Source organism: Komagataeibacter sp. FXV3, assembly GCF_015155755.1.
GTDB lineage: Bacteria > Pseudomonadota > Alphaproteobacteria > Acetobacterales > Acetobacteraceae > Komagataeibacter.
Genome location: NZ_VWPI01000159.1, coordinates 1 through 26,628 on the forward strand (window position 1 = coordinate 1; position 26,628 = coordinate 26,628).

General features: G+C 63.2%; 19 protein-coding genes, 1 tRNA gene and 1 pseudogene. 13 read left to right on the plus strand and 8 right to left on the minus strand.

The annotated features are described in order from the left end of the window. The 5 genes and pseudogenes from F1542_RS14670 to F1542_RS14690 all read right to left on the minus strand — a co-directional run. A pseudogene (locus F1542_RS14670) lies at positions 1 to 334 on the minus strand (hypothetical protein); the annotation flags it as partial. Then, the gene (gene lptC / locus F1542_RS14675; protein WP_193733689.1) at positions 334 to 1,071 is read right to left on the minus strand and encodes an LPS export ABC transporter periplasmic protein LptC; all 738 of its coding nucleotides are present in this window, start codon (positions 1,069 to 1,071) and stop codon (positions 334 to 336) included. The pseudogene F1542_RS14670 and the gene lptC, both read right to left, overlap by 1 nt. Further along, a complete protein-coding gene (locus F1542_RS14680; RefSeq protein WP_193733690.1) occupies positions 1,068 to 2,120 on the minus strand; it encodes an SIS domain-containing protein in 1,053 nt (350 codons plus the stop codon). Before F1542_RS14680 ends, lptC begins: the two co-directional genes overlap by 4 nt. Before the next feature lie 52 nt (positions 2,121 to 2,172). Next, complete coding sequence (locus F1542_RS14685; RefSeq protein WP_193733691.1) at positions 2,173 to 2,820, minus strand: ribonuclease D; 648 nt, start codon at positions 2,818 to 2,820, stop codon at positions 2,173 to 2,175. 249 nt (positions 2,821 to 3,069) lie between these two features. Then, positions 3,070 to 3,156: transfer RNA gene (locus F1542_RS14690), tRNA-Leu, on the minus strand. A 224-nt stretch (positions 3,157 to 3,380) separates the two neighbouring features. On the opposite strand from F1542_RS14690, the gene F1542_RS14695 reads away from it, so the two are divergent. From F1542_RS14695 to F1542_RS14755, 13 genes are all read left to right on the plus strand, one after another. Continuing rightward, positions 3,381 to 4,274, plus strand: a complete 894-nt coding sequence (locus F1542_RS14695; protein WP_193733692.1) for a complex I NDUFA9 subunit family protein — start codon at positions 3,381 to 3,383, stop codon at positions 4,272 to 4,274. Between the two features lie 166 nt (positions 4,275 to 4,440). Beyond that, positions 4,441 to 5,895, plus strand: coding sequence for an NAD(P)-dependent oxidoreductase (locus tag F1542_RS14700; protein ID WP_193733693.1), 1,455 nt, complete (start codon positions 4,441 to 4,443; stop codon positions 5,893 to 5,895). Between the two features lie 2 nt (positions 5,896 to 5,897). Beyond that, the gene (gltB, locus tag F1542_RS14705) at positions 5,898 to 10,430 is read left to right on the plus strand and encodes a glutamate synthase large subunit (protein ID WP_193733694.1); all 4,533 of its coding nucleotides are present in this window, start codon (positions 5,898 to 5,900) and stop codon (positions 10,428 to 10,430) included. A 194-nt stretch (positions 10,431 to 10,624) separates the two neighbouring features. Then, the gene (locus F1542_RS14710; protein WP_193733695.1) at positions 10,625 to 12,478 is read left to right on the plus strand and encodes a M3 family oligoendopeptidase; all 1,854 of its coding nucleotides are present in this window, start codon (positions 10,625 to 10,627) and stop codon (positions 12,476 to 12,478) included. Continuing rightward, positions 12,459 to 13,850: an AarF/ABC1/UbiB kinase family protein gene (locus F1542_RS14715; RefSeq protein ID WP_193733696.1), complete on the plus strand. Its 1,392-nt coding sequence runs from the start codon at positions 12,459 to 12,461 to the stop codon at positions 13,848 to 13,850. Before F1542_RS14710 ends, F1542_RS14715 begins: the two co-directional genes overlap by 20 nt. A 70-nt stretch (positions 13,851 to 13,920) precedes the next feature. Then, positions 13,921 to 16,167, plus strand: coding sequence for an excinuclease ABC subunit UvrB (uvrB, locus tag F1542_RS14720; protein WP_193733697.1), 2,247 nt, complete (start codon positions 13,921 to 13,923; stop codon positions 16,165 to 16,167). Between the two features lie 46 nt (positions 16,168 to 16,213). After that, positions 16,214 to 17,110: an aldose 1-epimerase gene (locus tag F1542_RS14725; protein WP_193733698.1), complete on the plus strand. Its 897-nt coding sequence runs from the start codon at positions 16,214 to 16,216 to the stop codon at positions 17,108 to 17,110. Then, complete coding sequence (gene greB / locus F1542_RS14730; protein ID WP_193733699.1) at positions 17,104 to 17,640, plus strand: transcription elongation factor GreB; 537 nt, start codon at positions 17,104 to 17,106, stop codon at positions 17,638 to 17,640. Before F1542_RS14725 ends, greB begins: the two co-directional genes overlap by 7 nt. A gap of 112 nt (positions 17,641 to 17,752) precedes the next feature. Then, positions 17,753 to 18,763: a glutathione synthase gene (gshB, locus tag F1542_RS14735; protein ID WP_193733700.1), complete on the plus strand. Its 1,011-nt coding sequence runs from the start codon at positions 17,753 to 17,755 to the stop codon at positions 18,761 to 18,763. A 224-nt stretch (positions 18,764 to 18,987) separates the two neighbouring features. Beyond that, complete coding sequence (locus F1542_RS14740) at positions 18,988 to 19,701, plus strand: class I SAM-dependent methyltransferase (RefSeq protein ID WP_193733701.1); 714 nt, start codon at positions 18,988 to 18,990, stop codon at positions 19,699 to 19,701. Between the two features lie 172 nt (positions 19,702 to 19,873). Then, a complete protein-coding gene (locus tag F1542_RS14745) occupies positions 19,874 to 21,238 on the plus strand; it encodes a cbb3-type cytochrome c oxidase subunit I (RefSeq protein WP_227672770.1) in 1,365 nt (454 codons plus the stop codon). 2 nt (positions 21,239 to 21,240) lie between these two features. Continuing rightward, positions 21,241 to 22,200 (plus strand): heme o synthase, encoded by a 960-nt coding sequence (gene cyoE / locus F1542_RS14750; RefSeq protein WP_193733702.1) that lies wholly within the window; start codon positions 21,241 to 21,243, stop codon positions 22,198 to 22,200. Between the two features lie 34 nt (positions 22,201 to 22,234). Then, a complete protein-coding gene (locus F1542_RS14755; protein WP_193733703.1) occupies positions 22,235 to 22,381 on the plus strand; it encodes a hypothetical protein in 147 nt (48 codons plus the stop codon). A gap of 328 nt (positions 22,382 to 22,709) precedes the next feature. Here F1542_RS14755 and F1542_RS14760 read toward each other — a convergent pair whose 3' ends face one another. The 3 genes from F1542_RS14760 to F1542_RS14770 all read right to left on the minus strand — a co-directional run bounded on the left by F1542_RS14760 (position 22,710) and on the right by F1542_RS14770 (position 26,602). Next, positions 22,710 to 23,684, minus strand: coding sequence for a TIM44-like domain-containing protein (locus F1542_RS14760; RefSeq protein WP_193733704.1), 975 nt, complete (start codon positions 23,682 to 23,684; stop codon positions 22,710 to 22,712). 315 nt (positions 23,685 to 23,999) lie between these two features. Next, positions 24,000 to 25,340, minus strand: a complete 1,341-nt coding sequence (locus F1542_RS14765) for a TldD/PmbA family protein (RefSeq protein ID WP_193733705.1) — start codon at positions 25,338 to 25,340, stop codon at positions 24,000 to 24,002. Next, positions 25,337 to 26,602 (minus strand): pitrilysin family protein, encoded by a 1,266-nt coding sequence (locus F1542_RS14770; RefSeq protein ID WP_193733713.1) that lies wholly within the window; start codon positions 26,600 to 26,602, stop codon positions 25,337 to 25,339. The genes F1542_RS14765 and F1542_RS14770 overlap by 4 nt, the downstream gene beginning before the upstream one ends. Positions 26,603 to 26,628 lie beyond the last annotated feature (26 nt).

A 26,628-nucleotide genomic window follows, 5' to 3' on the forward strand; every position in this document is an offset into this window, starting at 1 on the left:
GATGGGCGGCCAGTGGTGCGTCGGCCCCTGGCGGCCCGGCCGGGGCAGCCTGTGGCGTAGGGGGGGACGTGGTCTTTGCCGGCGTGGTCGCGGCCTTCTTGCGGTAGAAGGCGACCAGTCTGTCCGCGCGTACGGTCATGTCGCCACGGATGGCCTGTGCACGGTCATAGGCGGTGACGGTCTGCGCGTTCTGGTCCCAGTCGAAGCCACCGGCGGCGGTGACGTTGATCTGCTGGCCGTGGGACATGTCCAGTCCCTGCGCCATGACGGGATGTGCCGCCACCAGTCCCACAAGGACGCCGCCAAGCGGCAGGCGGAATGTTGCGCGCGCCATCAGTTCGATCTTTCCGCTGCGTTGAGGATCATGCGGCCCGGCCCGCGAAACAGCATGATGCCGCCGCGTGTGTCCAGCATGCCGCCCTGTACGTCAATCTGTCCTATGGGGCCTTCGGCATGGATCCAGTCATCGGATACGACGATGTTGTGACGCATGTCCATATCGGCCGAGGGGCTGAGCATGAGGGTCCCGTCATTGCGGTACAGCGTGACATCATGCATCAGGTCCAGGATCTGCGCATGCTGGATATAGACGCCGTCATGTGCGGTGACATACAGCCAGTTCCCGTTATCCATCAGTGTATCGGCAGCCGGGTTGCTCAGGTCAATCCGTTCGGTCGAGATCTGGCGCGCCTCGTCCGCGGTGATCATGTAGGGGCGGCCATGGTCATCCAGCCCGCGATAGGTGGGGTTGAGCATGCTGCCGCTTTTCACGCGCACATGGCTCATCTGCGCCATGGTGCCGGTATGCATGATGACCGCGCGCTGCACTGCCGGCCATGCGGCGATGGAACCCAGCAGTATGAGTGCCAGAAGCGGCAGCATCCACTTGGCCGAACGCAGGATGGTCTGCCGCCGGGCCAGGTCGGCGGCATTGGGCAGCAGGCGCGTCCGTGTGGACTGGTCGAATATGCTGCGCTGGCGTTCGATGTCGGCCGCGCTGCGGGCGTAGTCCTCACGCTGGATATGGTTGGGATCGGTCCCGTCGTCCCTGTCGTCCGGCTGTTCGGTCATGCAACGCCAGCACGCAGCAGGTCATGAAGGTGAAGGATGCCGACAGGGTGATTTTCATTATCCAGCACGAAAATGCTGGAAATGGGGCGGGGGCGGTCATTCATGATGCGCAGCGCTTCTGCCGCCAGCATGTCGGGGCCAATGGTCTGCGGGCTTGCATTCATGATGTCGGTGGCACAGGTGTGGTCCAGGTCCTGTTCCAGCGCAATACGCAGGTCGCGGTCGGTAATCAGCCCGGTCAGGCGGTTTTTCGCATCCACCACGCCCATGCAGCCAAAGGCCTTGCGGGTCATTTCCATGATGACCTGCCGTATCGGCATGGTGGGGGGACCCAGCGGCATGCTTTCGCCCGTATGCATGAGTTCACGCACACGGCGCAGCTGTGTGCCCAGTCGGCCGCCGGGGTGGAAAATGCCGAAATCACTGGCGCTGAACCGGCGGCGCTGCAGCAGCACGATGGCCAGCGCATCCCCCAGCGCAAGCTGCATGGTGGAACTGGTGGTTGGCGCCAGCCCGTTGGGGCAGGCTTCGGGCGCATGGGGCAGTGGCAGCACGATATCGGCCGTGCGGGCCAGCGTGGACTCCGGGTGCGATGTCATGGCGATCAGCAGCATGCCAAAACGGCGTGTATGGGAAATCAGGTCGGCCATTTCCGCCGTTTCGCCGGAATTGGAAATGGCGAGTACCGCATCCCCGCGCTGCAGCATGCCCAGGTCCCCGTGCGAGGCTTCGGCCGGATGCACGAAAATGGCGGGCGTGCCGGTGGAGGCAAGGGTCGCCTGGATCTTGCGCCCGATATGCCCCGACTTGCCAATGCCCGTTACCACCACGCGCATGTTGTCCGCCAGAATGTGCTCCACCGTTCTGACAAAGGCCGGACCCAGCCCGCCCTCTCCATTGGGGCCGGATGTTTCCATGGCGGTAATCATGGCCTGGAGGCCAGCGGATTCGGTGCGCAGCACGCTGCATGCTTCACTGAGCATGCGGGCCTGTACCTGCGGCACGCTTTCTTCAACGACGGGGAAGGTGGGTGAAAGGCTGCTGTTCATGCCAGGTCTGTATTGTCGTGAAATGGTTTCCGGTCAAACGCCGGAACCATTATCAGGCTGCGCGATGCGCGAAAATGTCCGGATCCACGTAGCCAAGGATGTCCAGACGGGCGCGGGTCGGAAGGAAATCGTAACAGGCCTGTGCCAGTTCGCGACGGTTTTCACGGTGCAGCAACGCCTCCAGCTTTGCCCACAGGGCATGCAGGTACAGTACGTCGGATGCGGCATAGGCCCGCTGTTCCGGTGTCAGTTCGGGCGCGCCCCAGTCTGAACTCTGCTGCTGCTTGCTCAGTTCCACCCCCAGCAGTTCACGGCACAGATGCGCCAGCCCATGGCGGTCGGTATAGGTCCGCACCAGTTTGGAGGCGATCTTGGTGCAGATGTTCGGCGCAACCGTGATGCCAAGGGTATGCTGCAGGATCGCCACGTCAAAGCGGGCGAAATGCATGAGCTTGGGCAACGTGGGGTCGGTCAGCACGCGCACCAGGTTGGGACAGTCCGCCGCCGTGATGCCTGCGGGCACCTGAACCAGGTGGGCATGCCCGTCCCCACCTGAAAGCTGCACAAGGCACAGCCGGTCCCGGTGCGGGTTCAGGCCCATTGTTTCCGTATCAATAGCCACGGCGCCGGTGAACGTGACGTCGGCCGGCAGGTCGCCGCGATGGAAATGGATGGCGTCAGGGGCCGGGCTTGCAGCCATATGGAAAATGCTCCGTCACGATATTCGGTTTCACGGTGGCAGGTCTGGAACGCAACCGCAAGGAAAGCCATTCGTTATGTCACGATCCCTGCCCGGTCGGGGCGGGGCGTGCGGACCTGCCAGTGAAATGGGTATTCGTGGGCGGTTTACACCAATTTGCGCAAGGAAACAGACAAAAAGATAAAGGGGCAGTCCCGAGACGGGCTGCCCTGACCATCCCCAGAGGGGAGTTTTACCAGTTTTGTGTGATGGTGCCCAGAAGAAGACTCGAACTTCCACGACCTTGCGGCCACAGGTACCTGAAACCTGCGCGTCTACCAATTCCGCCATCTGGGCTCAGAGGCTCCCCAGCGGAGGCCGCCGGGGTGGTGTGAGGGGTGTTTAGTCCGGCCCGGCGGGACGGTCAACAGGGTAAATGCATTTTTTTGAAAACAGGCGCATTTTTTTCTTTCTGCCTGTCCCGGCAGGTATACGGGCGGGGCAGAAATCACTGTCTGTGTGACGGGTAAAATGGGAAAACGGTGCGTGGCGCAATCAGGCGCCACGGATGGGGGCAGGCTATGACACGCAAGGTCGCGACGGTTTTTGGTGGTTCGGGATTCGTGGGGCGGTCCGTGGTCGCGCGGCTGGCACGGGCGGGATATGTGGTTCGGGTTGCCGGGCGCACGGCCACGGATGCGGCGACACTGCGCATGCTGGGGGATGTGGGGCAGGTGGTGGCTGTCGTCGCGTCCATCACGGATGAAAAGGCATGTGTCGCCGCGATCGAGGGCAGCAGCCTTGTCATCAACCTTGTGGGAATCCTGTCCCCCCGCGGCGCCGATACGTTCGAGGCCATCCATGTTGAAGGGGCCGCGCGCGTGGCAAGGCTGGCTGCCGCATCCGGGGTCGAGCGCCTGATCCATGTCTCGGCGCTTGGCGCGCGTGCCGACAGTCCCTCCGCCTATGCCCGCAGCAAGGCGGAGGGCGAATGCATGGTCAGCCGCGCGATGCCGGAGGCCGTGATCGTCCGCCCCTCGCTGATATTCGGGGTGGATGGCGCTTTCCCCGCCATGTTCGCGCGTATGGCGCGGTTCCTGCCGGTCATGCCGGTATTTGGCGCCACGACCCGTTTCCAGCCGGTCTGGGTGGGTGATGTGGCCGATGGGATGGTTCGCATCGCCACGGGGGCGGACATGGCGGGCGCCATTTTTGAATTCGGTGGCCCGCAGGTGCTGACCATGCGCCAGATCGTGGCGTGGGCGGCGCGATGGGGCGGGCACCCGCGCCCGTTATTCGTGGTGCCGCGCTGGCTGGCGCGTGTTCAGGCAACGGTGCTGGAACACCTGCCCGGAAAGATGCTGACACGCGATCAGGTCAGGCTGCTTTATGTGGATAATGTGGTGGCTCCCGGTGCGCGCACGCTCGACATGCTGGGCATTGCGCCGTCCCCTATGGGTCTGGTGATGGGGTAGGTGGCCCGGAACTTTGGATTTTTCGAGCATTTCTGGCGTTTTCTTTGAATAAGGTCAGTATTGCTGTCTTTTATTCATCCGGGGTGTTGCGTAGGTCTGTTCCTCGCTTCGGGTGCCTGTCGTGCGCCCGGAACGTCCTTCCATTATGCAGACCAGGGGCAGACCGATGGCCGAGCGCATGCTGAAATTCGTCTCTGTGGCGCAGGAGCAGCCGGACAAACGGCCTGCCGAGGCGCGCCGCAAGGACTTTAACGAGATTTATGCCGAATTCGTGCCCGCCAGGGCCGAAACGCAGGCCTCGCGCTGTTCACAGTGCGGCGTGCCGTTCTGTTCGGTGCACTGCCCGCTGGGCAACAACATCCCCGACTGGCTGATGATGACGGCGGCAGGCCGGATGGAGGAGGCGTATGAGCTATCCTCCGCCACCAACACCTTCCCCGAAATCTGTGGCCGCATCTGCCCGCAGGACCGCCTGTGTGAAGGCAACTGCGTGATCGAGGAAGGATTCGAAAGCGTCACCATCGGCGCGGTCGAACGCTACATCACCGATACTGCCTTTGATAACGGCTGGGTCAGGCCGGTGAAGCCGGTGGCCGAGCGGGATGAGAGTGTGGCCATCATCGGTGCCGGTCCCGGCGGCCTTGCCGCCGCGGTCCAGCTGCGCGAGCAGGGCTATCAGGTCCATGTCTATGATCGTTACGACCGCATTGGCGGCCTGCTGATGTATGGCATCCCCGGCTTCAAGCTGGAAAAGGACATCGTCCTGCGCCGGCATAAGCTGCTGGTGGAATCCGGCGTCCAGTTCCATCTGGGCAAGGGTATCGGCGATACCGATGGTGCGGACAGCATTGCCTTTTCCACCCTGCGTGCGCGCCATGATGGCGTGCTGATCGCAACGGGTGTGTACAAGTCGCGTGATATTGGCGGTCCCGGCGCGGGGCTGAACGGTATCGTGCGCGCGCTGGATTACCTGACGGCGTCCAACCGCGTCTCGCTGGGTGACAGTGTCGCGGAATACGACAACGGCGAACTGAATGCGGCGGGCAAGTCGGTCGTGGTGATCGGTGGTGGTGATACGGCCATGGACTGCGTGCGCACCGCCATCCGGCAGGGTGCCAAGTCGGTCAAGTGCCTGTACCGCCGTGACCGTGCCAACATGCCCGGATCGGTGCGTGAAGTGAAGAACGCCGAGGAAGAGGGTGTCGAGTTCGTGTGGCTGGCCGCCCCCCAGGCGTTCGAGGGCGAAGGATCCGTGAGCGGCGTGCGCGCCAGCCGCATGAAACTTGGCCTGCCCGACGCCAGCGGCCGCCAGTCGGTCGAGCCGGTGGAAAACAGCGCGTTCACGCTGGAAGCCGACCTGGTGGTCAAGGCGCTGGGCTTCGACCCCGAACCGCTGCCCACGCTGTGGGGCCAGCCGGAACTGGAGGTCTCGCGCTGGGGCACGCTCATGGTCGATCGCAAGACGTTCATGACCAGCCTGCCCGGCGTGTTTGCTGCGGGTGACATCGTGCGCGGGGCCAGCCTGGTGGTGTGGGCCATTCGCGACGGGCGTGACGCGGCGGCGCAGATGCACGCATGGCTTGAGGAAATGACGGCCGCACAGGCCGAGGTGGCGGAGTAAGCATGATGGATCAGTTTGAAAACCAGTCCACCGATTTCGTTCAGGAATGGCAGGACAACGCGCAGGCCATTTCCGGCCTGTACACCCCCGCCGATGAACATGATGCCTGTGGCGTGGGCATGGTCGCGGCCCTGGATGGCAAGCCGCGCCGCGACGTGGTGGAAGCCGGTATCGCGGCGCTGAAGGCCGTGTGGCACCGCGGTGCTGTCGATGCCGATGGCAAGACTGGCGATGGCGCCGGCATCCATGTCGAGATCCCGCAGGACTTCTTTGCCGACGCGATCCATGCGGGCGGTGCGGAAAGCGGCGTGGACAGCCAGATCGCGGTGGGCATGATCTTCCTGCCTAAGACCGATATCGCGGCGCAGGAACGCTGCCGCCAGATCATCGAAAGCGAGATCCTCGCCTTTGGCTACAGCATTTATGGCTGGCGTCAGGTGCCCATCAATACCGACTGCATCGGGGAAAAGGCCAACGCCACCCGCCCCGAGATCGAGCAGATCCTGATCCGTAACCTGCCCGGCAGCACGGAAGACGAATTCGAGCGCGACCTGTATGTGATCCGCCGCAAGATCGAAAAAAGCGCGATCGCCAATCAGGTTGACCTGTATGTGTGTTCGCTGTCGTGCCGGTCGCTGATCTACAAGGGCATGTTCCTGGCCGAACACCTGACGGAATTCTATCCCGACCTGCTCGATCCGCGTTTCGTCAGCCGCTTCGCCATCTATCACCAGCGGTACTCGACCAACACCTTCCCGACATGGAAGCTGGCGCAGCCGTTCCGCAGGTTGGCCCATAATGGTGAGATCAACACCATTTCGGGCAACGTCAACTGGATGAAAAGCCACGAAACCCGCCTGGCCGATCCCATCCTTGACCCCTATATGGACGATCTCAAGCCTGTGGTGCAGGCGCAGGGGTCGGACACGGCGTGCTTTGACAACGTGTTCGAACTGCTGACCTTCGCGGGGCGTGACGCGCCCATGGCGCGATGCCTCATGATCCCGGCCAGCGTGGGTGGCAATTCCGCCATGCCGCAGCGGCACAAGGACATGTATTCCTACTGCAACGCCGTGATGGAACCATGGGATGGCCCGGCCGCCCTGTGCGCCACCGACGGGCGATGGATGGTCGCGGGCCTTGACCGCAGTGGCCTGCGTCCCCTGCGTTACACCATTACCGATGGTGGCCTGCTGATTGTCGGGTCCGAGACCGGCATGGTGAAGGTGCCCGAGGCCGAGATCGTCAGCCGTGGCCGCCTTGGGCCGGGGCAGTCGCTTGCGCTCGATCTCAAGACCGCGAAGCTGTACAGCAACCAGGAACTGCTCGATGAACTGTCCGGGCGGCAGGATTTCTCGTCGTGGGTCAAGCGCACGCAGGAAATCTCCTCCATCGTCCGCCCCGATGGCAGCGAGCCCGTGCTGTATGATGCCGAGATGCTGCGCCGCCGCCAGTTGGCCGTTGGCCTGACGCTGGAAGACCTTGAAACCATCCTGCAGCCGATGGTGGAAAACGCGTCCGAAGCCATCGGGTCGATGGGGGATGATACGCCGCTGGCGGTGCTGTCCACCCGTTATCGCGGGCTTGCGCATTACTTCCGTCAGGCATTCAGCCAGGTCACCAACCCGCCCATCGACAGCCTGCGTGAAACACGGGTGATGAGCCTCGTGACCCGCCTGGGAAACCTTGGCAACATCCTGGAGGAAAGCGAGAGCCAGTGCGACCTGCTCCAGCTTCCCTCCCCGGTGCTGACCACGGGTGAATTCCAGGCACTGGTCGATTTCTGTGGCAAGAACGCCTGCATCATCGACTGCACCTTCCCTGCTGCTGATGGCGAAGCGGGCCTGCGCGCCGCCATCGCCCGCATCCGCGCCGAGGCCGAGGACCGCGTGCGTCAGGGCTGCACCCATGTGTTCCTGACCGATGAGCACCAGTCCGGTGATCGTGCCTATATCCCCATGATCCTTGCGACGGCGGCGGTGCATACGCATCTGGTGCGCCAGTCGCTGCGCACGTTCACATCACTCAACGTCCGTTCGGCCGGTGCGCTGGATGTGCATGCCATCGCGGTGACGATCGGGGTGGGGGCGACCACGGTCAACCCGTACCTGGCGCAGGAAAGCATTGCCGACCGCCATCGCCGTGGCCTGTTCGGCAAGCTGACGCTGAGCGAATCGGTGGAGCGGTACCGCAAGGCGGTCAACAAGGGCCTGCTGAAGATCATGTCCAAGATGGGGATTTCCATCGTGGCGTCGTATCGCGGCGGCTACAATTTCGAGGCCATCGGCCTGTCGCGTGCGCTGACGGCGGAATTTTTCCCCGGCATGCCCTCGCGCATTTCCGGCATCGGCCTGACCGGCATTGCGCGTAATGTACTCAGCTTCCACCACAAGGCATGGAACAGGCAGGTTGAAACCCTGTCCGTCGGTGGCCGCTACAAGCTGCGCCGTAGTGGTGAGGTGCATGCATTTGACGGCAACCTGATCCACATGCTGCAGACGGCGGTCTCCACCGGCAGTTTCTCGGTCTACCAGCGTTATGCCGATGCGGTGCGCCGCCAGCCGCCGGTTGCCCTGCGTGACCTGCTGGACTTCCGTGGCGGGCGCACGGCCATCCCCGTGGAATCGGTCGAAAGCATCACGGAACTGCGCAAGCGCCTGATTGCGCCCGGCATCTCGCTGGGCGCGCTCAGCCCCGAAGCGCATGAAACGCTGTCCATCGCCATGAACCGCATCGGGGCCAAGTCCGATTCGGGTGAGGGGGGTGAAGACCCCGCACGCGCCAGGCCGCGCCCCAATGGGGACAATGCATCCTCCGCCATCAAGCAGATCGCGTCGGGCCGCTTTGGCGTGACCGCGCAGTACCTGAACGACTGCCGCGAGATCGAGATCAAGATGGCGCAGGGTGCCAAGCCCGGCGAGGGCGGGCAGCTGCCCGGCTTCAAGGTGACCGGCCTGATCGCGAAGCTGCGCCATGCGACCGAAGGCGTGACCCTGATCTCGCCCCCGCCGCATCACGACATCTACTCGATCGAGGATCTGGCCCAGCTGATCTACGACCTCAAGCAGATCAACCCCGAGGCCACCGTGACCGTGAAGCTGGTTGCGCGTTCGGGCATCGGCACGATTGCTGCCGGTGTGGCCAAGGCCAAGGCGGATGCGATCCTGATTTCGGGCCATTCCGGCGGCACGGGCGCAAGCCCGCAATCCTCGGTCAAGTATGCGGGCATGCCGTGGGAACTGGGGCTGGCGGAGGCGCATCAGGTGCTGATGCTCAACCGCCTGCGCCACCGCGTAAAGCTGCGCACTGATGGCGGGCTGAAGACCGGCCGTGACGTGGTGATCGCCGCCATGCTGGGGGCTGAGGAATTCGGCATCGGCACGGCCAGCCTCGTGGCCATGGGCTGCATCATGGTGCGCCAGTGCCATTCCAACACCTGCCCCGTGGGTGTGTGCACGCAGGACGATGAACTGCGCCGCAAGTTTGAAGGCACGCCGGAGAAGGTCATCAACCTGTTCTCCTTCATTGCCGAGGACGTGCGCAACATCCTTGCCTCGCTGGGCTTCACCACGCTCAACGAGATCATCGGCCGCACCGACCTGCTGCATCAGGTGCTGCGTGGGGCGGACTACCTTGATGACCTCGACCTCAATTCGCTGCTGGCACAGGCCGATCCCGGCCCGTATGGCCGTTACTGCACGCGTGAGGGGCGTAACGAGGTGCCCGAGACGCTGGATGCGCAGATGATCGCGGATGCGCGCCCGCTGTTCGATCATGGTGAGAAGATGCAGCTGCAGTACAATGTGCAGAACACGCATCGCGCCATCGGCACGCGCATTTCATCCCTGATCGTGCGGCAGTTCGGCATGACCACGCTTGCGCCGGGGCACCTGACGGTGCGGCTGCGTGGGTCGGCGGGGCAGTCGCTGGGTGCGTTTGCGGTGCAGGGCCTCAAGCTGGAGGTGCTGGGTGACGCAAACGACTATGTCGGCAAGGGGCTGTCGGGGGCGACCATTGTGGTCCGCACCTCGCCGTCCTCCAGCCTTGTGTCGAATGAAAACGCGATTGTCGGCAACACCGTCCTGTATGGCGCGACCGCTGGTGCGCTGTATGCAGCGGGGCAGGCGGGCGAACGCTTCGCGGTGCGTAACTCGGGTGCGACTGCGGTGGTCGAGGGCTGCGGGTCCAACGGTTGTGAATACATGACCGGCGGTACGGTGGTGATCCTGGGTGAGATTGGCGACAATTTTGGCGCGGGCTTCACCGGTGGCATGGCCTTTGTCTATGACGCCAGCGGCACGTTTGCCGAGCGGGTAAACCCCGATACGGTCATGTGGTGCCGCGTGCAGGACCCGAAATGGGAAGCCATGCTGCGTGAACAGGTGGAAACCCATGCGCGCGAAACCGGCAGCCATTATGCCGAACTGCTGCTGCATAACTGGGACAGGACCCTGCCGCGTTTCTGGCATGTCGTGCCCAGGGAATACGCGCGCGTGATCGGGTTTGAAGCCCCCGCCATGGCGCGTGGCGCCTGAATGCAGGGCTGATTTCATCGTTATTGTGCAGGGCGGGGCCGGGCAGGAATGTCCGGCCCCATCTGTATTCAGGGCAGAATATCGACAGGCGGGGTCGCACAGCGCGCCGGGACGCACTAGATTCAGGGTATGGGAATCGCGTCGCAGGCGCATGTGCGCAGGCTTCGCCCGATCTGATGGTTGGTGCTTGATCTATGTCCAAAGCGTATTTTTCCGCCCTTCCGGCCGGTGCCGCCGGCCTTTCCCCCGTGCATGCGGATGCAGCCCAGCCATCGGGCGGTGCATCCGCACTGGCCGGGCTGCCGCGGTGGGACCTGTCGGATCTGTATGATGGGCCGGATTCGCCGCAGCTTGCGACCGACCTCGATCAGGCGGATGAGGACGCGCAGGCATTCTCACGCGCATGGCAGGGACGTCTGGCCAATGTGCCGGGTGGCGAACTGGCGCAGGCCATTGCTGAATATCAGCGCATTGACGAAGTGCTGGGCCGGGCGGGATCGTATGCCCAGCTTCTGTTCGCGGCCAATACATCGGATTCCGACGTGGCCCGGTTTGCGCAGTCGGTCAATGAACGGCTGACCGCCATTTCCACGCATCTCCTGTTCTTCACGCTGGAAATCAACCGCATTTCCGCTGACGGGCTGGCTGCACAGCTGAGCGACCCGGCCCTTGCGCACTGGGCGCCTTTCCTGCGCGACCTGCGGGTGTTCCGCCCCTACCAGCTGTCTGACGAGGTCGAGGCCGTCCTGCACGAAAAATCCGTCACGGGGGCCGCTGCGTGGAACCGCCTGTTTGACGAGACGATGGCCAGCCTGCGGGTGCGCGTGGGCGGCGCGGACACGACGCTGGGCAATGCGCTGGACACCATGTCCAGCCCCGACCGCAAGGTGCGCGAACACGCTGCCCACGCCATTGGCGATGAACTGGGCCGCAACGTAAAGCTGTTTTCGCTGATTACGAACACGCTGGCCAAGGACAAGGCCATTGTGGACGGGCTGCGGCATTACCCGCGCCCGACCTCGGCACGCAACTGTGCCAACATGGTCGAGGATGACGTGGTCGATGCGCTGGTGCAGGCCGTGACCGAGGCCTATCCCCGCCTGTCACACCGCTATTATGCGCTCAAGGCAAAGTGGCTGGGGCTGGAAAAACTGGAATACTGGGACCGCAACGCGCCCCTGACCACGCAGGATGAACCGCTGATCCCGTGGGCGGAGGCGACAAGGCAGGTCATGGCGGCGTATGAAGGCTTCGACCCGCGCATGGGCACCGTGGCGAAGCAGTTTTTCGACCACGCCTGGATCGATGCGCCGCCGGTGCCGGGCAAGGCTTCCGGCGCGTTTGCCCACCCCACCGTGCCGTCGGTGCATCCCTACCTGCTGCTCAACTACCGTGGGCGCACGCGGGATGTGATGACGCTGGCGCATGAACTGGGCCATGGCGTGCATCAGGTGCTGGCGGGAAAGCAGGGCTACCTCATGTCCAGCACACCGCTGACACTGGCGGAAACCGCCAGCGTGTTTGGCGAAATGCTGACCTTCCGCGCACTGCTTGATGCCCAGACCGATCCCGCGCGCCGCAGGCTTATGCTGGCGGCCAAGGTGGAGGACATGCTCAACACCGTCGTGCGCCAGATCGCCTTCTACCGTTTCGAGATGCTGGTGCATGAGGAACGCCGTCGCGGCGAACTGCTGCCCGCGCGCATTGGCGAAATCTGGCGCCAGACGCAGGTGGAAAGCCTTGGCCCCGCCTTCAACTTCACGCCAGATTACGATGTGTACTGGACGTATATCCCCCATTTCATCCATTCACCGTTCTATGTGTACGCCTATGCCTTTGGCGATTGCCTGGTAAACGCGTTATACGGGGTGTTCCGGTCCGGCCACCCGGGCTTTCAGGACAAGTACCTTGATATGCTGAAGGCAGGCGGGACGAAGCGGCACCGTGAACTGCTGGCCCCCTTCGGGCTGGATGCGGCGGACCCCGGTTTCTGGCAGAAGGGACTGGATGTGATCGCCGGATTTATTGATGAACTGGAGCGTGTCTGACGTGGCGGATGAACGGAATATCGATAATACCGGCCTGTTTGGTGAATTCCGCCGCATGGTGCGCACATCCGGCACGGTGGGCGGCATTGCCGCGCGTATCGCCGGGCACAAGATGGGTTTCCGCTCCAACCAGTCCGTCCATGCCGAGGACCTGAAAAGCGTCCTTGGCGGGCTGAAGGGGCCGCTCATGAAGGGCGCGCAGCTTCTGTCCACCATTCCCGGCGCCCTGCCTGAGGAATATGCCAAGGAACTGGCGCAGCTTCAGGCCAATGCGCCGGCCATGGGCTGGAACTTCGTCCGTCGCCGCATGTCCGCCGAACTGGGGCCGAACTGGGAACGTAATTTCCGCTCCTTCAACCGGGAAGCCTCGGCTGCGGCAAGTCTGGGGCAGGTGCATCGTGCGGTGCTGCCCGACGGGCGGCAGGTGGCGTGCAAGCTGCAGTACCCGGACATGAAATCCACGGTCGAATCCGACCTGCGCCAGTTCCGCATGGCGGTGGGCCTGTTCTACCGGCTGGACAGCACGATCTGCCAGGATGACGTGCTGGAGGAGCTGCAGGACCGGCTGTACGAGGAACTGGACTACCTGCGTGAAGCCGCGAACATGCGGCTGTATCACCTGATGCTGGCGGAATTCGAGGACATTACCATTCCCCAGCCGGTGGATGCGCTGTGCACCGCGCGCCTGCTGACCATGGAATGGGTCAACGGGCGCGGCATCCAGAAGGTGCTGGACACCAACCCCACGCAGGAGGAGCGCAACCGCATGGCACGCGCCCTGTTCCGCGCGTGGTATGCGCCGCTGTACCGGTATGGTGTCATTCATGGTGACCCGCATATGGGCAACTTCACCGTGCGTGATGATTTCGGCATCAACCTGCTGGATTTCGGCGCGATCCGGATTTTCCCCTCCCGCTTCGTGCAGGGCATCATCGACCTGCACCGCGCAATCGAGACGGATGACGAGAATCTGGCGATGCATGCCTATGAGGCATGGGGTTTCACCAACCTGTCGCTGGATACGGTGCGGGTGCTGAACGAATGGGCGCGCTTCATCTACGGACCGCTGCTGGATAACCGTGAGCGGTTCATTCAGGAAGACAACGACCCGCAATATGGCCGTGCCGTGGCCGAACGCGTCTATAATGGCCTGAAGCGTACCGGCGGCGTGCAGCCCCCGCGTGAATTCGTGCTGGTGGACCGATCCGCCGTGGGGCTGGGCAGCGTGTTCCTGCGCCTGAAGGCCAAGGTGAACTGGCACGAACTGTTCCAGGAACTGGCGGGCGACTTCAACGAAGCCGCACTGGCCCGCAGGCAGGCCGAAGCCCTGCGCACCGCGCGGGTGCCGGCACCGCTCGGGTCGCGGAACTGAAGGAAATGGGGATGATCCGGCCGCGTGCGACCCTTGCACTGCTGCGGTTGCGTCCCCACTGTCTGTAGCCATGGCAACAGCATCGCGCAGCAAGAAGAAAAAGACGACTGACATCGATCCGGCGGACATGCCTGTCCTGTTCCAGCCCGAACGTCAGCCGGCAAAACCCAAGACCAATCAATTCAAGGTCCATTCCCCCTATGAACCTGCAGGCGACCAGCCCACGGCCATTGCCGAACTGGTCAGCGGCGTGGAGGGGGGCGAACGCGATCAGGTCCTGCTGGGTGTGACCGGGTCGGGCAAGACCTTCACCATGGCCAAGATCATCGAGGCGACGCAGAAGCCGACGCTGGTCCTGGCCCCCAACAAGACGCTTGCCGCCCAGCTTTATGCGGAAATGAAGCAGTTTTTTCCCGATAACGCGGTCGAGTATTTTGTCAGCTACTACGATTACTACCAGCCCGAGGCCTATGTGCCCCGGTCGGATACGTATATCGAAAAAGACAGTCAGATTAACGAACAGATCGACCGCATGCGCCATGCCGCGACACAGGCGCTGCTGGAACGCAACGATGTGATCATCGTGGCCTCGGTCTCGTGCATTTACGGTATCGGCTCGGTCGAGACGTATTCGCGCATGGTGGTCAAGCTGGAGGTCGGCGGCGAGATCGACCGCGACCGGTTGATCAAGGGACTGGTCGAACTGCAGTATCGCCGCAATGACGCGGCTTTCCAGCGCGGTACCTTCCGCGTGCGCGGCGAGACGATCGATGTCTTCCCCGTGCAGAACGAGGACCGGGCCTGGCGCATCAGCCTGTTTGGCGACGAGATTGACGAGATCAGCGAATTCGATCCCCTGACGGGCGAAAAGACCGGGGATCTCGAATCCATCAGCATCTACGCCAACAGCCATTACGTCACCCCGCGGCCTACGCTGACGCAGGCGATGACAGGCATAAAGCAGGAACTGCGCGAGACGCTGGCGCACTTCAATGAAGAGGGCAAGCTGCTGGAGGCCGAGCGCCTGCAGCAGCGCACCACCTTCGACCTTGAGATGATCGAGACCACGGGCGTGTGCAAGGGGATCGAGAACTACTCACGCTACCTGTCCGGCCGTGCGCCGGGAGAGCCGCCGCCGACCCTGTTTGAATACCTGCCCGAAGACGCGCTGCTGATCGTGGATGAAAGCCACGTGACCGTGCCGCAGATTGGCGGGATGGAACGTGGTGACCATGCGCGTAAATCCGTGCTGGCGGAATTCGGCTTCCGCCTGCCGTCCTGCCTTGATAACCGCCCGCTGACCTTTGCCGAATGGGATTCCTACCGGCCCCAGACCGTGTTCGTCAGCGCCACCCCGGGGCCATGGGAAATGCGGCGTGTGGACGGCGTGTTTGCCGAACAGGTGATTCGTCCCACCGGCCTGATTGATCCCATCACCATTGTCCGCCCGGTCGAACACCAGGTGGATGACCTGCTGGCCGAATGCCGCCTGACCATTGCCGATGGCGGGCGCGTGCTGGTCACGACCCTGACCAAGCGCATGGCCGAGGACCTGACCGAATACATGAACGAAGCCGGCATCCGCGTGCGCTACCTGCATTCGGACGTGGATACGCTGGAGCGCATCGAGATCATCCGCGACCTGCGGCTTGGCGCGTTTGACGTGCTGATCGGCATCAACCTTCTGCGTGAGGGGCTGGATATTCCCGAATGTTCGCTGGTCGCCATTCTGGATGCGGACAAGGAAGGCTTCCTGCGCTCGCGCACGTCGCTGATCCAGACCATCGGCCGCGCCGCGCGTAACGTGGATGGGCGCGTGCTGCTGTATGCCGACAAGATGACCGACAGCCTTGCCTACGCTATTGAGGAAACCGCGCGCCGGCGCGAAAAACAGAGCCTGTGGAACGAGGAACACGGCATTACCCCCCAGTCCGTGCGCAAGCATATCGGGGAGGCCATATCCTCGGTGTTCGAGCAGGATTACGTTACCGTCACGCCTACGGCCGATGGCAGCGTGCAGGAAATGGTTGGCAAGGACTACAAGGCCGCCATTGCCGATCTGGAAAAGAAGATGCGCGCGGCGTCGGCCGAACTGGAATTCGAGACCGCGGCCCGCCTGCGTGACGAAATCCGCAGACTGGAGGCACTGGAACTGGGCATGGAGCCGCCACCCCTGCCGCAGTCCAGCGCGGGCCGTCCGGGCACCAGCCCCAAGGCCATAGCCCGGCGCAACCGTGGCCCGGTGCCGCTGGGGCCGGGTGGCGGTGGCTATGATCCCGAACAGGTGAAGGGAAGGGGAAAGCGGCGTGGACGATAGGACAGGCGGGCAACCCCGGCCCTGTGCCGGACAGCGGGAACGGAGCATGTCCCCCACGCTGGAACTGAATGCGGGCGGCATGCGCCTTGGCCTGCTGCCCGACCTTGGGGGCAGTATCGCGTTCTGGCGTAATGAAGCGGGCATGGAATTCCTGCGTCCCGTCAGTGATCCCCACCTCGTGGCCCAGCATGGGCGGGCGGTGGCGGGCTATCCGCTGCTGCCGTTTTCCAACCGGGTGGCGGGCGATCATTTCCGTTTTGAAGGGGTGGACTACCACCTTGCCCCCAGCTTCGCGGGGGAAGACTGCGCCATCCATGGCAACGGGTGGCAGCGGCGGTGGCGAATCGCGCTGCTGTCCGATAGCAGCGCGACCCTTGCCCTCGATCACACCCCGTCTGGCGCCTATGCCGCACAGTGGCCGTTCAGCTATCGCGCCCAGCTACGCTATGACCTGCATGAAGCGGGGCTGTCGATCGGGCTCCTTTTGGAAAACACCGATACGCACGACCAGCCGGTGGGCATGGGGTTCCATCCCTATTTCCCCCGCCATTCGGGGCTGAAGGTGGGGTTTGTCGCCAGCAGCGTGTGGACCAACGGACCGGACCACCTGCCGCTGCTGCGCATCCCGGCGGAGGGGGACTGGTCATTTGCCCACATGCGCGAGGTGGGGCATGCGCCGTTCGACAACTGCTATGCCGGATGGTCGGGCAGCGCCTTCCTGCGCTGGCCACGGGCGGGGTATGCCCTGACGGTGGAAGGCAGCCCGGACCTGTCCCATCTCGTGCTGTTTACTCCGCCGGGGCTGCCCTATATCGGGCTTGAGCCGGTCAGCAACATGAATGATGGCTTCAACCGCAGCACCATCGCCGATAGTGGCGTGCGCGTGCTGGCGCCCGGACAGGTGATGGAGGGGCATATCCGCATGACGGTGGCACGATGCTGAAAACCCGGTCGCAATCCGCCACGAAGGAGAACGGACCGGCGAAAGGCGGCCTGTCATGCTATATTACGCCGGGCGGGATCGCCGCCATGCGCGAGGAACTGAATGCCCTGCTGCGTGACGAACGCCCGAAGATCGTGGAAATCGTATCATGGGCCGCGGGCAATGGCGACCGGTCGGAAAATGGGGATTACCAGTATGGCAAGCGCCGCCTGCGTGAAATTGACCGCCGCATCCGGTTCCTGACCAAACGCATCGATAACGCCGTTATTGTCGATCCTGCGGCCCAGCCGCAGCGTGACCGCGTGTTTTTTGGCGCGACGGTTACCTATGTCACTGAACGCGACGCGGAACGGACCGTTACGATCCTTGGCGTGGATGAAGCCGACATGGCGGCGGGGCAGGTCAGTCTTGTCTCCCCCGTCGCAAGGGCGCTCATGCGCGCGGGCGTGGGCGATGAGGTCCGCCTGGTCACCCCGCGTGGCGAGGAAATGATCGAGGTCCTCGCCATTTCCTATCCATCCGCGCCATAAGAAGGGGGCTGGCCGTGGGGGCAAAGGCATATTATGACGTTTGTTCCCGGCTGGTCCCGATCCCTGGCGGCCGGCATGAACCGGCCCTGTTCCGCGTGGAGAAAACCCGCCCATGTCACGCCCCCTGAAGGTTGCTGTCCAGATGGACCCGCTTGGCGGTATCGACATCAATGGTGATTCCACCTTCGCCATGATGCTGGAGGCGCAGGCCCGGGGATACGAACTGTTTGTCTATCAGGTCGAGGCCCTGAGCCTGAGCGAGGGCCGGACCGCGGCGCAGGGCGGCCAGCGTACCGATCGCGTCACCGCCCGGGCCCGTCCGGTCACGGTGCGGCGCAGGGCGGGCGACCATGCGACCTTTGGGCCGGAACAGGTCATCAACCTGGCTGATATGGACGTGGTGCTGATGCGTCAGGACCCGCCATTCGACATGGCCTATATCACCGCGACCCATATCCTTGAACATATCCACGGTGTCGGGCCGGGCCGGGCGCTGGTGGTGAACAACCCCGCCGCCGTGCGCAACGCGCCGGAAAAGATCCTGGTCACGCATTACCCCGACCTCATGCCGCCCACGCTGGTGACATGGGATGTAAGGGCAATACTGGAATTCCGCGCAAAGTGGCGTGACATCATCGTCAAGCCGCTGTTCGGCAACGGGGGGGCAGGCGTCTTCCGCATCCGTGAGGATGATCCCAACCTGAACGCCCTGCTGGAAATGCATTTTGCCCGGTCCCGGGAACCGCTGATGATCCAGCGTTACGAACCTGCCGTGCGCCGGGGGGACAAGCGCATCATCCTGGTTGACGGCGTGCCGGTTGGCGCGATCGACCGTATCCCGGCGGAAGGGGAGACGCGTTCGAACATGCATGTGGGCGGCAGGCCGGTGCGCGCGGAACTGACCGTGCGTGACCGCGAAATCTGTGATGCGATTGGCCCGATGCTGCGCGAACAGGGACTTATTTTTGTCGGAATCGACGTGATTGGTGAATGGTTGACCGAGATCAATGTCACCTCACCGACCGGCCTGCAGGAAATCGACCGTTTTGACGGTATCAATACCGCGGGCCTGATATGGGATGCGATCGTGTCCCGTCTGGTCACAGGCGGCGTGGACGCGTAGGAATTGGAAAACGGTGTCCGTGGCAGGCACGATGGTCGTGGCTGTCGTGCCATGTGGCATGACATCGGGCAGGGATTACAGGCGGTTGCGCGGGCTGGATGGCGCGTGGGCAGGTCAGGTGGAATTGTAATGCAGCAGAACGGGACGGATTTGATCATGGCGGATGCAGCACGGAAGCGGGGCGGATGCGCCGACTTCCATGGCCTTGGCATGGGAGCAGCCTGATGAGTGACGTTCTGCATGATGAGGCTGCCGAGAAAGTCGTGGAAATACCTTCCCCCAAATCCGCGCTGGACGCGGCTGCGGTCAAGGCGGCGTACCGTCGCTGGGCCAGCGTGTATGACGCCGTATTCGGCAGTATTTCGGCCTTCGGACGCAGGCGCGCGGTTGAAGCCGTCAACGGTCTGCCGGGTTCGCAGGTGCTGGAAGTAGGCGTGGGCACGGGGCTGGCGCTGCCGTACTACCGCAAGGACAAGCATATTACCGGCATCGACCTGTCCGGGGACATGCTGGAACGCGCGCGCCTGCGCGTAAGGCGGCAGCACCTGTCCAATGTGGACGACCTGCTGGAAATGGATGCCGAGGCAACGAAGTTCGCCGATGGCACGTTCGATATCGCGGTGGCGATGTTCGTGGCCTCCGTCGTGCCGCATCCGCGTGCGCTGCTGGCGGAACTCAAGCGCGTGGTCAAGCCGGGCGGGCACATCCTGTTCGTCAACCATTTCCTGGCGCAGGGTGGCGTACGGCTGGCGGTTGAACGCGGCATGGCGCGGGCATCGCATTCACTGGGCTGGCATCCCGATTTCGCCATTGAATCGCTGCTGCCGCCTGCTGACCTGCGGCGCGCGACACTGCAGCCGGTGCCGCCTGCGGGGCTGTTCACCTTGGTTACGCTGCTGCGTGAAGCCGACAGCTGCGCCAGCCCCATGGTGGCGTAAACCCCGCAGGGGGCTGGCAGCCCTGTCCTTGTGACAGGGCTGAAATGACGATTGCGCGACCACAGGAGCGGCCCACAGGGTCGTTTTTGTGTATAAGGCGCGGTATATGATGAAATCATGGTAACGATTGGCCATGCCAGACACCGGCGCATGGCAGCAGGGAGTACATCGTATGCCCACAGGCACACAGTTCGGGGCCGATGCGGTGCGGGAGGCTGGCGGATCCTGTGGTTACAGGACGGTTGGCATGCTGTACCTCGTCATGGCGATTGTGGCTGGCATGGTCGGTGGCCTGCTGGCTGTTGGCCTTCAGGCCGGATTGCTGCCCCAGACGCTGACCGACGCATGGGCCGAGGGCGATATCGCTGGCGCCGCGGGGCGCATCGGGCGCCGCCATGGCATGATGATGGTGTTTTTCTGTGCGCTGCCCGCCCTGTTTGGCGGCTTTGGCAACTGGTTCGTGCCGCTGCTGCTGCGCGCCCGCGCGCTGGCTTTCCCGCGCATGGCGCTGGTGGGGTGGGGACTGGTCGCTGCCAGCTTCGTGACCGTTTTGGCGGGGCTTTCCCCTGCCGTGCCCGCGCAGGTCTCGCTGCTGGCGCTGATGGTATGGTGCCTTGGCATGCTGCTGCAGGCCATCAACATGGTGGCCACCGTCCTGAACATGGGACCGATGGACCAGCGCCTGCGTGACATGCCCATATTCGTATGGGCGCAGGGGCTGACGGCCATGATGGCTGTCATGGTCATGCCAGTGCTGGCCGGTGGGCTGACGCGCATCGTACTGTCCGGTGGGGACATGTCCGGGCAGATCGACGGCCTGCTGCATGTTTTCGCCGGGCCTGAAATCGCGCTGCTGCTGCTGCCGTCCATCGGGATCGTTTCCCAGATTATTGAAACATTTTCCTGTTCGCCGCTGCAGATGCCGCGCGTGGTGCTGGGTGCGCTGGTCGTGATGTCGGTCGGTGGTGGCTCGGTGTGGGTGCATGACCTGCTGCATGGTGGGCTGGCGCATATGGCGGCGCCTGCGGCCAGTGTCCAGCTTGGGCTGATTGTCCTGCCGGTGCTGGCGGTTCTGGTGGCGTGGGCGCGCACGGTCCGGGCGGGGCATGTCCGTGCCTCGGTTCCCATGGAATGGGCCGCAGGGTTCGTGGCGCTGCTGCTGGTGGGATCTGGCATGTCGCTGCTGCCGGGCGGCATGGCGGATGTGCATGCGGCGACGCTGTATGCTGCCGTGTTCGCGCTGTTCGCCGGTTTCTATTACTGGATTGGCAAGATGACGGGCCATATGGCCCCGGTGGGTGCCAGCCGCGTTCATTTCGGCCTGACGGTAGGGGGAACGGTCCTGTCACTGATGGCGTTCCATGGCCTGCCTGGCGTTATGGGTGCGGTGCTGATGGGCCTGTCGGTCGTGGTGTTTGCCGGGATCGTGGTAAGTGTCGGCATGGAGTCCGGCACATCGCTGCCCGCCAATTACTGGGGACCGGGTGCACGCACCCCTGAATGGCAGATGCCATCCCCCACGCGTGGAGATGCATGAGCATGAGTGGCGCCATCACAACGCCCGACGCGGTTGATACCGCCCCCATTACTTACGACGCCGCCCGCGTAGGCACTGAAGCGCGGGACTGGCTGGTGCTGCTCAAGCCGCGTGTCATCTCGCTGGTGGTGTTTACCGGGGCGGCCGGCCTGTATATGGCGCCCGGGCCGCTTAACCCGCTGGTGGCGGCTGTCAGCATCCTGTGCGTATGCATGGCGTCAGGTGCCGCGGGTGCAATCAACATGTGGTATGACCGTGATATCGATGCGGTGATGAAGCGCACGGTAACCCGCCCCATTCCCAATGGGCGCGTAAGCCCTGATGCGGCGCTGGGTTATGGTATTGGCCTGTCGGTGGCGTCCGTTATCCTGATGTGGCTGGCGACGAATGCCCTGGCCGCGGGTATCCTGGCGTTTTCCATTTTCTTCTATGCCGTCATCTACACCATGTGGCTGAAGCGTTCGACGCCGCAGAACATCGTGATCGGTGGGGCGGCGGGTGCGTTCCCGCCCATGATCGGGTGGGCTGCCGCCACCGGGTCGATGGCAGTCATGCCGGTGGTGATGTTCGGCATCATCTTCCTGTGGACACCACCGCATTTCTGGTCGCTGTCGCTTTATGCATGCAAGGATTATGGGCGGGCCGGTATTCCCATGCTGCCGGTGGTGCGCGGGGCGCGGCACACACGGTGGCAGATCCTGTGGTACACGATCATCCTGACTGCCGTGTCGCTGGTGCCGTCTTTCATGCATCTGGCAGGCTGGCTGTACACGGTTGTCGCCAGCGTGCTGGGGGCCGGGTTCATTTACTGTGCCATCGGGGTGCTGCGTGACAGGCAGGATGCGAATGGTGTCAGCCTGACGGGGGACGGTCCCGCACGCCGCTCGTTCCGTTATTCGCTGGCTTACCTGTTTTTCCTGTTCCTTGGCCTGCTGGCCGACCATGCCTTTATCGCCCACTGATCGGGCAATTTCATCCATACGGGAGTACGGGCAGATGGATCAGGCAACAACGGTTCAGGTTACGCCACAGATGGAAGCGCAGGAGGCTGCCCGTCGGCATAAGGGACGCATCCGTGCCGTGGCGATTACACTCTCGGCACTGGCAGCCATCCTGTATGCGCTCAGCCTTGTGCATATATAAACGACTGTCTGTAAACGGCTCAGAGGCGGCTTGAAAAGCCGGATCGGGCAATATCCTTGCCTTTTTGAAAAAAGGCGACGTCCGAAAACTTTTATTGTTTTTTATTAAGCGGGAACTTTATATCCCCTTTAATGACCATGCAGGGTTCATGGTCATGGTTTCCGCCGTCCTTTGACCTGGGCAGATACACGCCCGTTCTGTGATGGGCACGCTGTTCGCATTACAGGCAACCGGTACATCGGGGCGCAATGCCGTATGCAGCAGCCCATGAAAAAAGGCCCGCATCCAGTGATGCGGGCCTTTTCCTGCTCCAGATATGAACCGCGAGTCAGCGGCGCGGGGTCTGCTGGATGGCGGACAGCAACCATGTGCCCGTCCCGGCCGAGCGGACGAATGTCCACAGTTCGGTTACGGTGGTGCGGTTGGAGGGATCGCCGTCAATGACGCGGCCCGTCATGTCGGTAGTGATGTCGATCATGGAATACTGCATGGCGACGGTGGCGTAATCAAAGCCGTTTTCACGCCAGCTTTCCACCAGATCACCGCGTTCAAACCGGATGTCCGACACCACATTGCGTGCGCCACGGCTGGTCAGATCGTTCAGCTGGCTGCTGAAGTAAGACACCATTTCCGGTGTGGCCATGTGCTGCATGGCCCCGACATTCTGCTGGCTCCATGCGGTCTGAATATTGATCAGCGCCTGCTGGAAGGCCTGATAATCGGCTGCCGTAATGGCGACACCTACCGGCTGCTGGCCACCACCCTGTGGCACCGGCCCCGCATCCGGACGCTGCATGCCAAAGGGCACGGCATTGCCACCATTGGCGCGGTTGCCAGCAAAACGGCGGATGGCCCAGCGGACAATAAAGAAGACCAGTGCCAGCTGGATCAGCAGTCCAAGGAAGCCGCTGCCGCCCATACCGGAACCGAACATGCCATGCCCGAACATCATGCCAAACAGGCCCGCACCGATCAGGCCACCCATGAAGCCATTCATGAACGGATGGCGGGGGCGTGCCATGGCCATGGCACCCGCGCCAAACGGTGCCCGCGCACCATAGCCGGGCGTGGGCTGCGGGCGGGGTGTCATGGTGCGCTGGAACGGGGTCGCGCCGAACGGTGCGGTCTGTGATGGCGCGGGCGCGCTGTAGGTCCGTGACCCACGGCTGCCCATGGAGAAGCCACCACCCGCACGGGCATCAGCCACATCGGGATGGGCCAGCAGCGGCAGCATGGTCAGGGCCGCGCTGGCAGCAAGGACGATGCTTTTACGCGGCATCTGGCGCGAAGAATTCTGTTTCATCTGGGTCAGGGTATCTGCAATCCTGTGTCGGAACCATCATTATCCTGTGACCACGTGATTTCGGGTCACTTGTTACAGATATAGGTAAGTCCACCCGTCCATAACAGGGGCAACGGGCTTACAGACACATGAAATCACGGAAAGGGTAAAAGACTGCTGCAAAGGTCAGTCCCGCAAAGCATCCTGCAACCACAAGAAAGTTTTTGGTGAAGCTTTTTCCCAAAAGCCTCAAAGAATGCCGCCTTTGTAGAAAAAGGCGGCACCCAAAAACTTTTACTGTTTTATCAACGAGCTGTTTTCCAGGCAGTCTTTGGCTTACGAACCCGCAATAACCATATCGTCGATACGGATGGTCGGCGCATTGGTGGACTGGCGGAAGATCAGGTCATTGGCGGGCACCAGTCGGGCAAACATGTCATTCAGGTTGCCCGCGACCGTCAGTTCCGACACCGGTTCCGCCAGCACGCCATCGCGGATCATGAAGCCTGCGCCCCCGCGACTGTAATCGCCGGTAATGCCGTTGATGGCGGATCCCATCATCTCGGTTATGTAGATCCCTTCCTTGATGTCCGCCATCAGGGCAGCGGGCGTAAGGGTGCCGGGCTGCATGAATAGGTTGCCAAGCGACGGCGCGGGCGGCCCTGATGTGCCCCGGCTGGCGCAGCCATTGGGCTTCAGCCCCAGCTGTCGGGCAGTGCGGGAGTCCAGCGCCCATGTCTTCAGAACGCCATCCTCCACCAGCGTGCGGGTGGCGGTCAGCATGCCTTCGCCATCAAACGGGCGCGCGCCGGGACCACGGACGCGGCGTGGGTCGTCAATGATGGTGATGTTGGCGGGCATGATGCGGCTGCCCATCTTTTCCTTGAGGAAAGAAGTGCCTCGCGCGATGGCGATGCCATTGATCGCCCCCGACAGATGGCCCAGCATGCTGGTGGATACACGCGGGTCCAGCACGATGGGCATGCGCCCCGTGCGCGGGCGTACCGGGTTCAGGCGCGCGACCGTGCGTTCGCCCGCGCGGCGGCCGATCAGGCCGGCATCCTCAAGATCGGACAGGTGAACGGCGGAATGGTAGTCGTAATCCCGCTCCATCTTCGTGCCGCTGCCCGCGACGGCGCTGGCGGAGACGGAATGGCTGGTCCGCGCATATCGCCCCGAAAACCCGGCCGAGGTCATGAGGATGATGTCCGATAGCCCGAAACTTGCGGACGCACCATTGCTGTTGGTGATGCCCGTGACCGCCAGCGCCGCTTCTTCCGCCACGCGCGCGCGGGCGACCAGGTCGGCGGTTGCAGGTTCGGCCGGGTCGAACAGGTCCAGACCGGCGGCATCGGTAAAGGTGGTCGCGGCCTCGGCGCACAGTCCGGCAAAGCGGTCCTCGGGCACGACGCGGGCCATGGCGACGGCACGTTCGGCCAGCGCGTCAAAGCGTTCGGGATCCAGCGCCGTGGCCGAGACAATGGCCGAACGCTGCCCCACGAACACCCGCAGGCCAAGATCGCATGTTTCGGAACGTTCAAGGTCCTCGGTCTGGCCATTGCGTACCTGCGCGCCATGGGCGACGCGGGTGGCGTAGATCGCATCCGCCGCATCGGCCCCTGCAGTACGGGCGCGGGTGATGAGGGTGGAAATCAGGTCAAGCGGATCGGAACTCATGCTGCCAGTGCCCCGGTAATGCTGTCGAGGGAGGGAATATGGCTGACCGGGCCAAGGGAGGCGAGGGTCGGCCTGCCGCTGAAGATGCGCGTTGCGACACGCTGCACGTCGGCAATGGTCACGGCGTCGATCCGGCGCACGGTTTCCACCGTCGGGATCAGGCGGTCAAAGACCTGTAGCTGCCGGGCCAGCTGTTCGCACCGGCTGCCCGTGCTTTCCAGTGACATGAGCAGCGAGGATTTGAGCTGCGCGCGCGCCCGCGCCAGTTCCGCGTCCGTCACCGTATGACGCACCTTGCGCAGCTCCTCCAGCGTCACGGGGACAAGGTCGGCTACCTGTGCCTCCCCCGTGCCGGCATAGATGCCGAACAGCCCGCCCTGGCGGAAGGGCGCGTTGAAGGAATAGACGGAATAGACCAGCCCGCGTTTTTCACGGATTTCCTGAAACAGCCGCGACGACATGCCACCACCCAGCAGCGTGGACAGCAGCAGGGCCGGGTAATAATCCGGATCGCCATATGGCATGGACGGAAAGCCCAGTACGATATGGGCCTGATCCAGTTCGCGTTCGCGGGTAAAGGCGCCCCCCACGTAATTGACGGCGGGCTGCGGCGGGACGGTGCCGGCGGGCAGGTCGGCAAAATGCTGCTGCACCAGATCCACCACGCGGGCGTGTTCCAGGTTGCCGGCGGCTGCGATGATGGTGTTGCCCGCCCGGTAATGGGTGTTCATGTAATTGACCAGCGTTGCGCGCGACATGGTCTGGATGCCCGCTTCGGTGCCCAGCGTGGGGCGACCCATCGGCTGATCGGGAAAGGCGGTTTCCTGAAAATGGTCGAACACGATGTCATCGGGGGTGTCATTCGCCTGCCCGATTTCCTGCAGGATCACGCCGCGTTCGCGCTCCAGTTCATCGGGGGCGAGGGTGCTGTGGGTCAGGATGTCACCGATGATGTCGGCCCCCAGTGACAGGTTTTCCTTCAGCAGCTTGACGTAATAGGCCGTGTGCTCACGCGCGGTGTAGGCGTTGATATGGCCGCCCACGTTCTCGATTTCCTCGGCAATGCCCACGGCGGTGCGGGTGCTGGTGCCCTTGAACGCCATGTGTTCCAGAAAGTGGGACACCCCGTTTTCGGGCGCGGTTTCGTTGCAGGTGCCCGCGGCGACATACGCCCCGAGGGACACGGTCTCCACCCGGTCCATCCGTTCGGTCACGATGGTCAGGCCGGAATCCAGTCGGGTCACATTGATCAGGTCGGTCATGCTGGTCCTGCGGGCGACGTGGCGCA

Coding starts and splice junctions, on each gene's coding strand:
- lptC (WP_193733689.1), bottom strand. CDS start 1,071: ATGACCGAACAGCCGGACGACAGGGACGACGGGACCGATCCCAACCAT.
- F1542_RS14680 (WP_193733690.1), bottom strand. CDS start 2,120: ATGAACAGCAGCCTTTCACCCACCTTCCCCGTCGTTGAAGAAAGCGTG.
- F1542_RS14685 (WP_193733691.1), bottom strand. CDS start 2,820: ATGGCTGCAAGCCCGGCCCCTGACGCCATCCATTTCCATCGCGGCGAC.
- F1542_RS14695 (WP_193733692.1), top strand. CDS start 3,381: ATGACACGCAAGGTCGCGACGGTTTTTGGTGGTTCGGGATTCGTGGGG.
- F1542_RS14700 (WP_193733693.1), top strand. CDS start 4,441: ATGGCCGAGCGCATGCTGAAATTCGTCTCTGTGGCGCAGGAGCAGCCG.
- gltB (WP_193733694.1), top strand. CDS start 5,898: ATGATGGATCAGTTTGAAAACCAGTCCACCGATTTCGTTCAGGAATGG.
- F1542_RS14710 (WP_193733695.1), top strand. CDS start 10,625: ATGTCCAAAGCGTATTTTTCCGCCCTTCCGGCCGGTGCCGCCGGCCTT.
- F1542_RS14715 (WP_193733696.1), top strand. CDS start 12,459: ATGAACTGGAGCGTGTCTGACGTGGCGGATGAACGGAATATCGATAAT.
- uvrB (WP_193733697.1), top strand. CDS start 13,921: ATGGCAACAGCATCGCGCAGCAAGAAGAAAAAGACGACTGACATCGAT.
- F1542_RS14725 (WP_193733698.1), top strand. CDS start 16,214: ATGTCCCCCACGCTGGAACTGAATGCGGGCGGCATGCGCCTTGGCCTG.
- greB (WP_193733699.1), top strand. CDS start 17,104: ATGCTGAAAACCCGGTCGCAATCCGCCACGAAGGAGAACGGACCGGCG.
- gshB (WP_193733700.1), top strand. CDS start 17,753: ATGTCACGCCCCCTGAAGGTTGCTGTCCAGATGGACCCGCTTGGCGGT.
- F1542_RS14740 (WP_193733701.1), top strand. CDS start 18,988: ATGAGTGACGTTCTGCATGATGAGGCTGCCGAGAAAGTCGTGGAAATA.
- F1542_RS14745 (WP_227672770.1), top strand. CDS start 19,874: ATGCCCACAGGCACACAGTTCGGGGCCGATGCGGTGCGGGAGGCTGGC.
- cyoE (WP_193733702.1), top strand. CDS start 21,241: ATGAGTGGCGCCATCACAACGCCCGACGCGGTTGATACCGCCCCCATT.
- F1542_RS14755 (WP_193733703.1), top strand. CDS start 22,235: ATGGATCAGGCAACAACGGTTCAGGTTACGCCACAGATGGAAGCGCAG.
- F1542_RS14760 (WP_193733704.1), bottom strand. CDS start 23,684: ATGAAACAGAATTCTTCGCGCCAGATGCCGCGTAAAAGCATCGTCCTT.
- F1542_RS14765 (WP_193733705.1), bottom strand. CDS start 25,340: ATGAGTTCCGATCCGCTTGACCTGATTTCCACCCTCATCACCCGCGCC.
- F1542_RS14770 (WP_193733713.1), bottom strand. CDS start 26,602: ATGACCGACCTGATCAATGTGACCCGACTGGATTCCGGCCTGACCATC.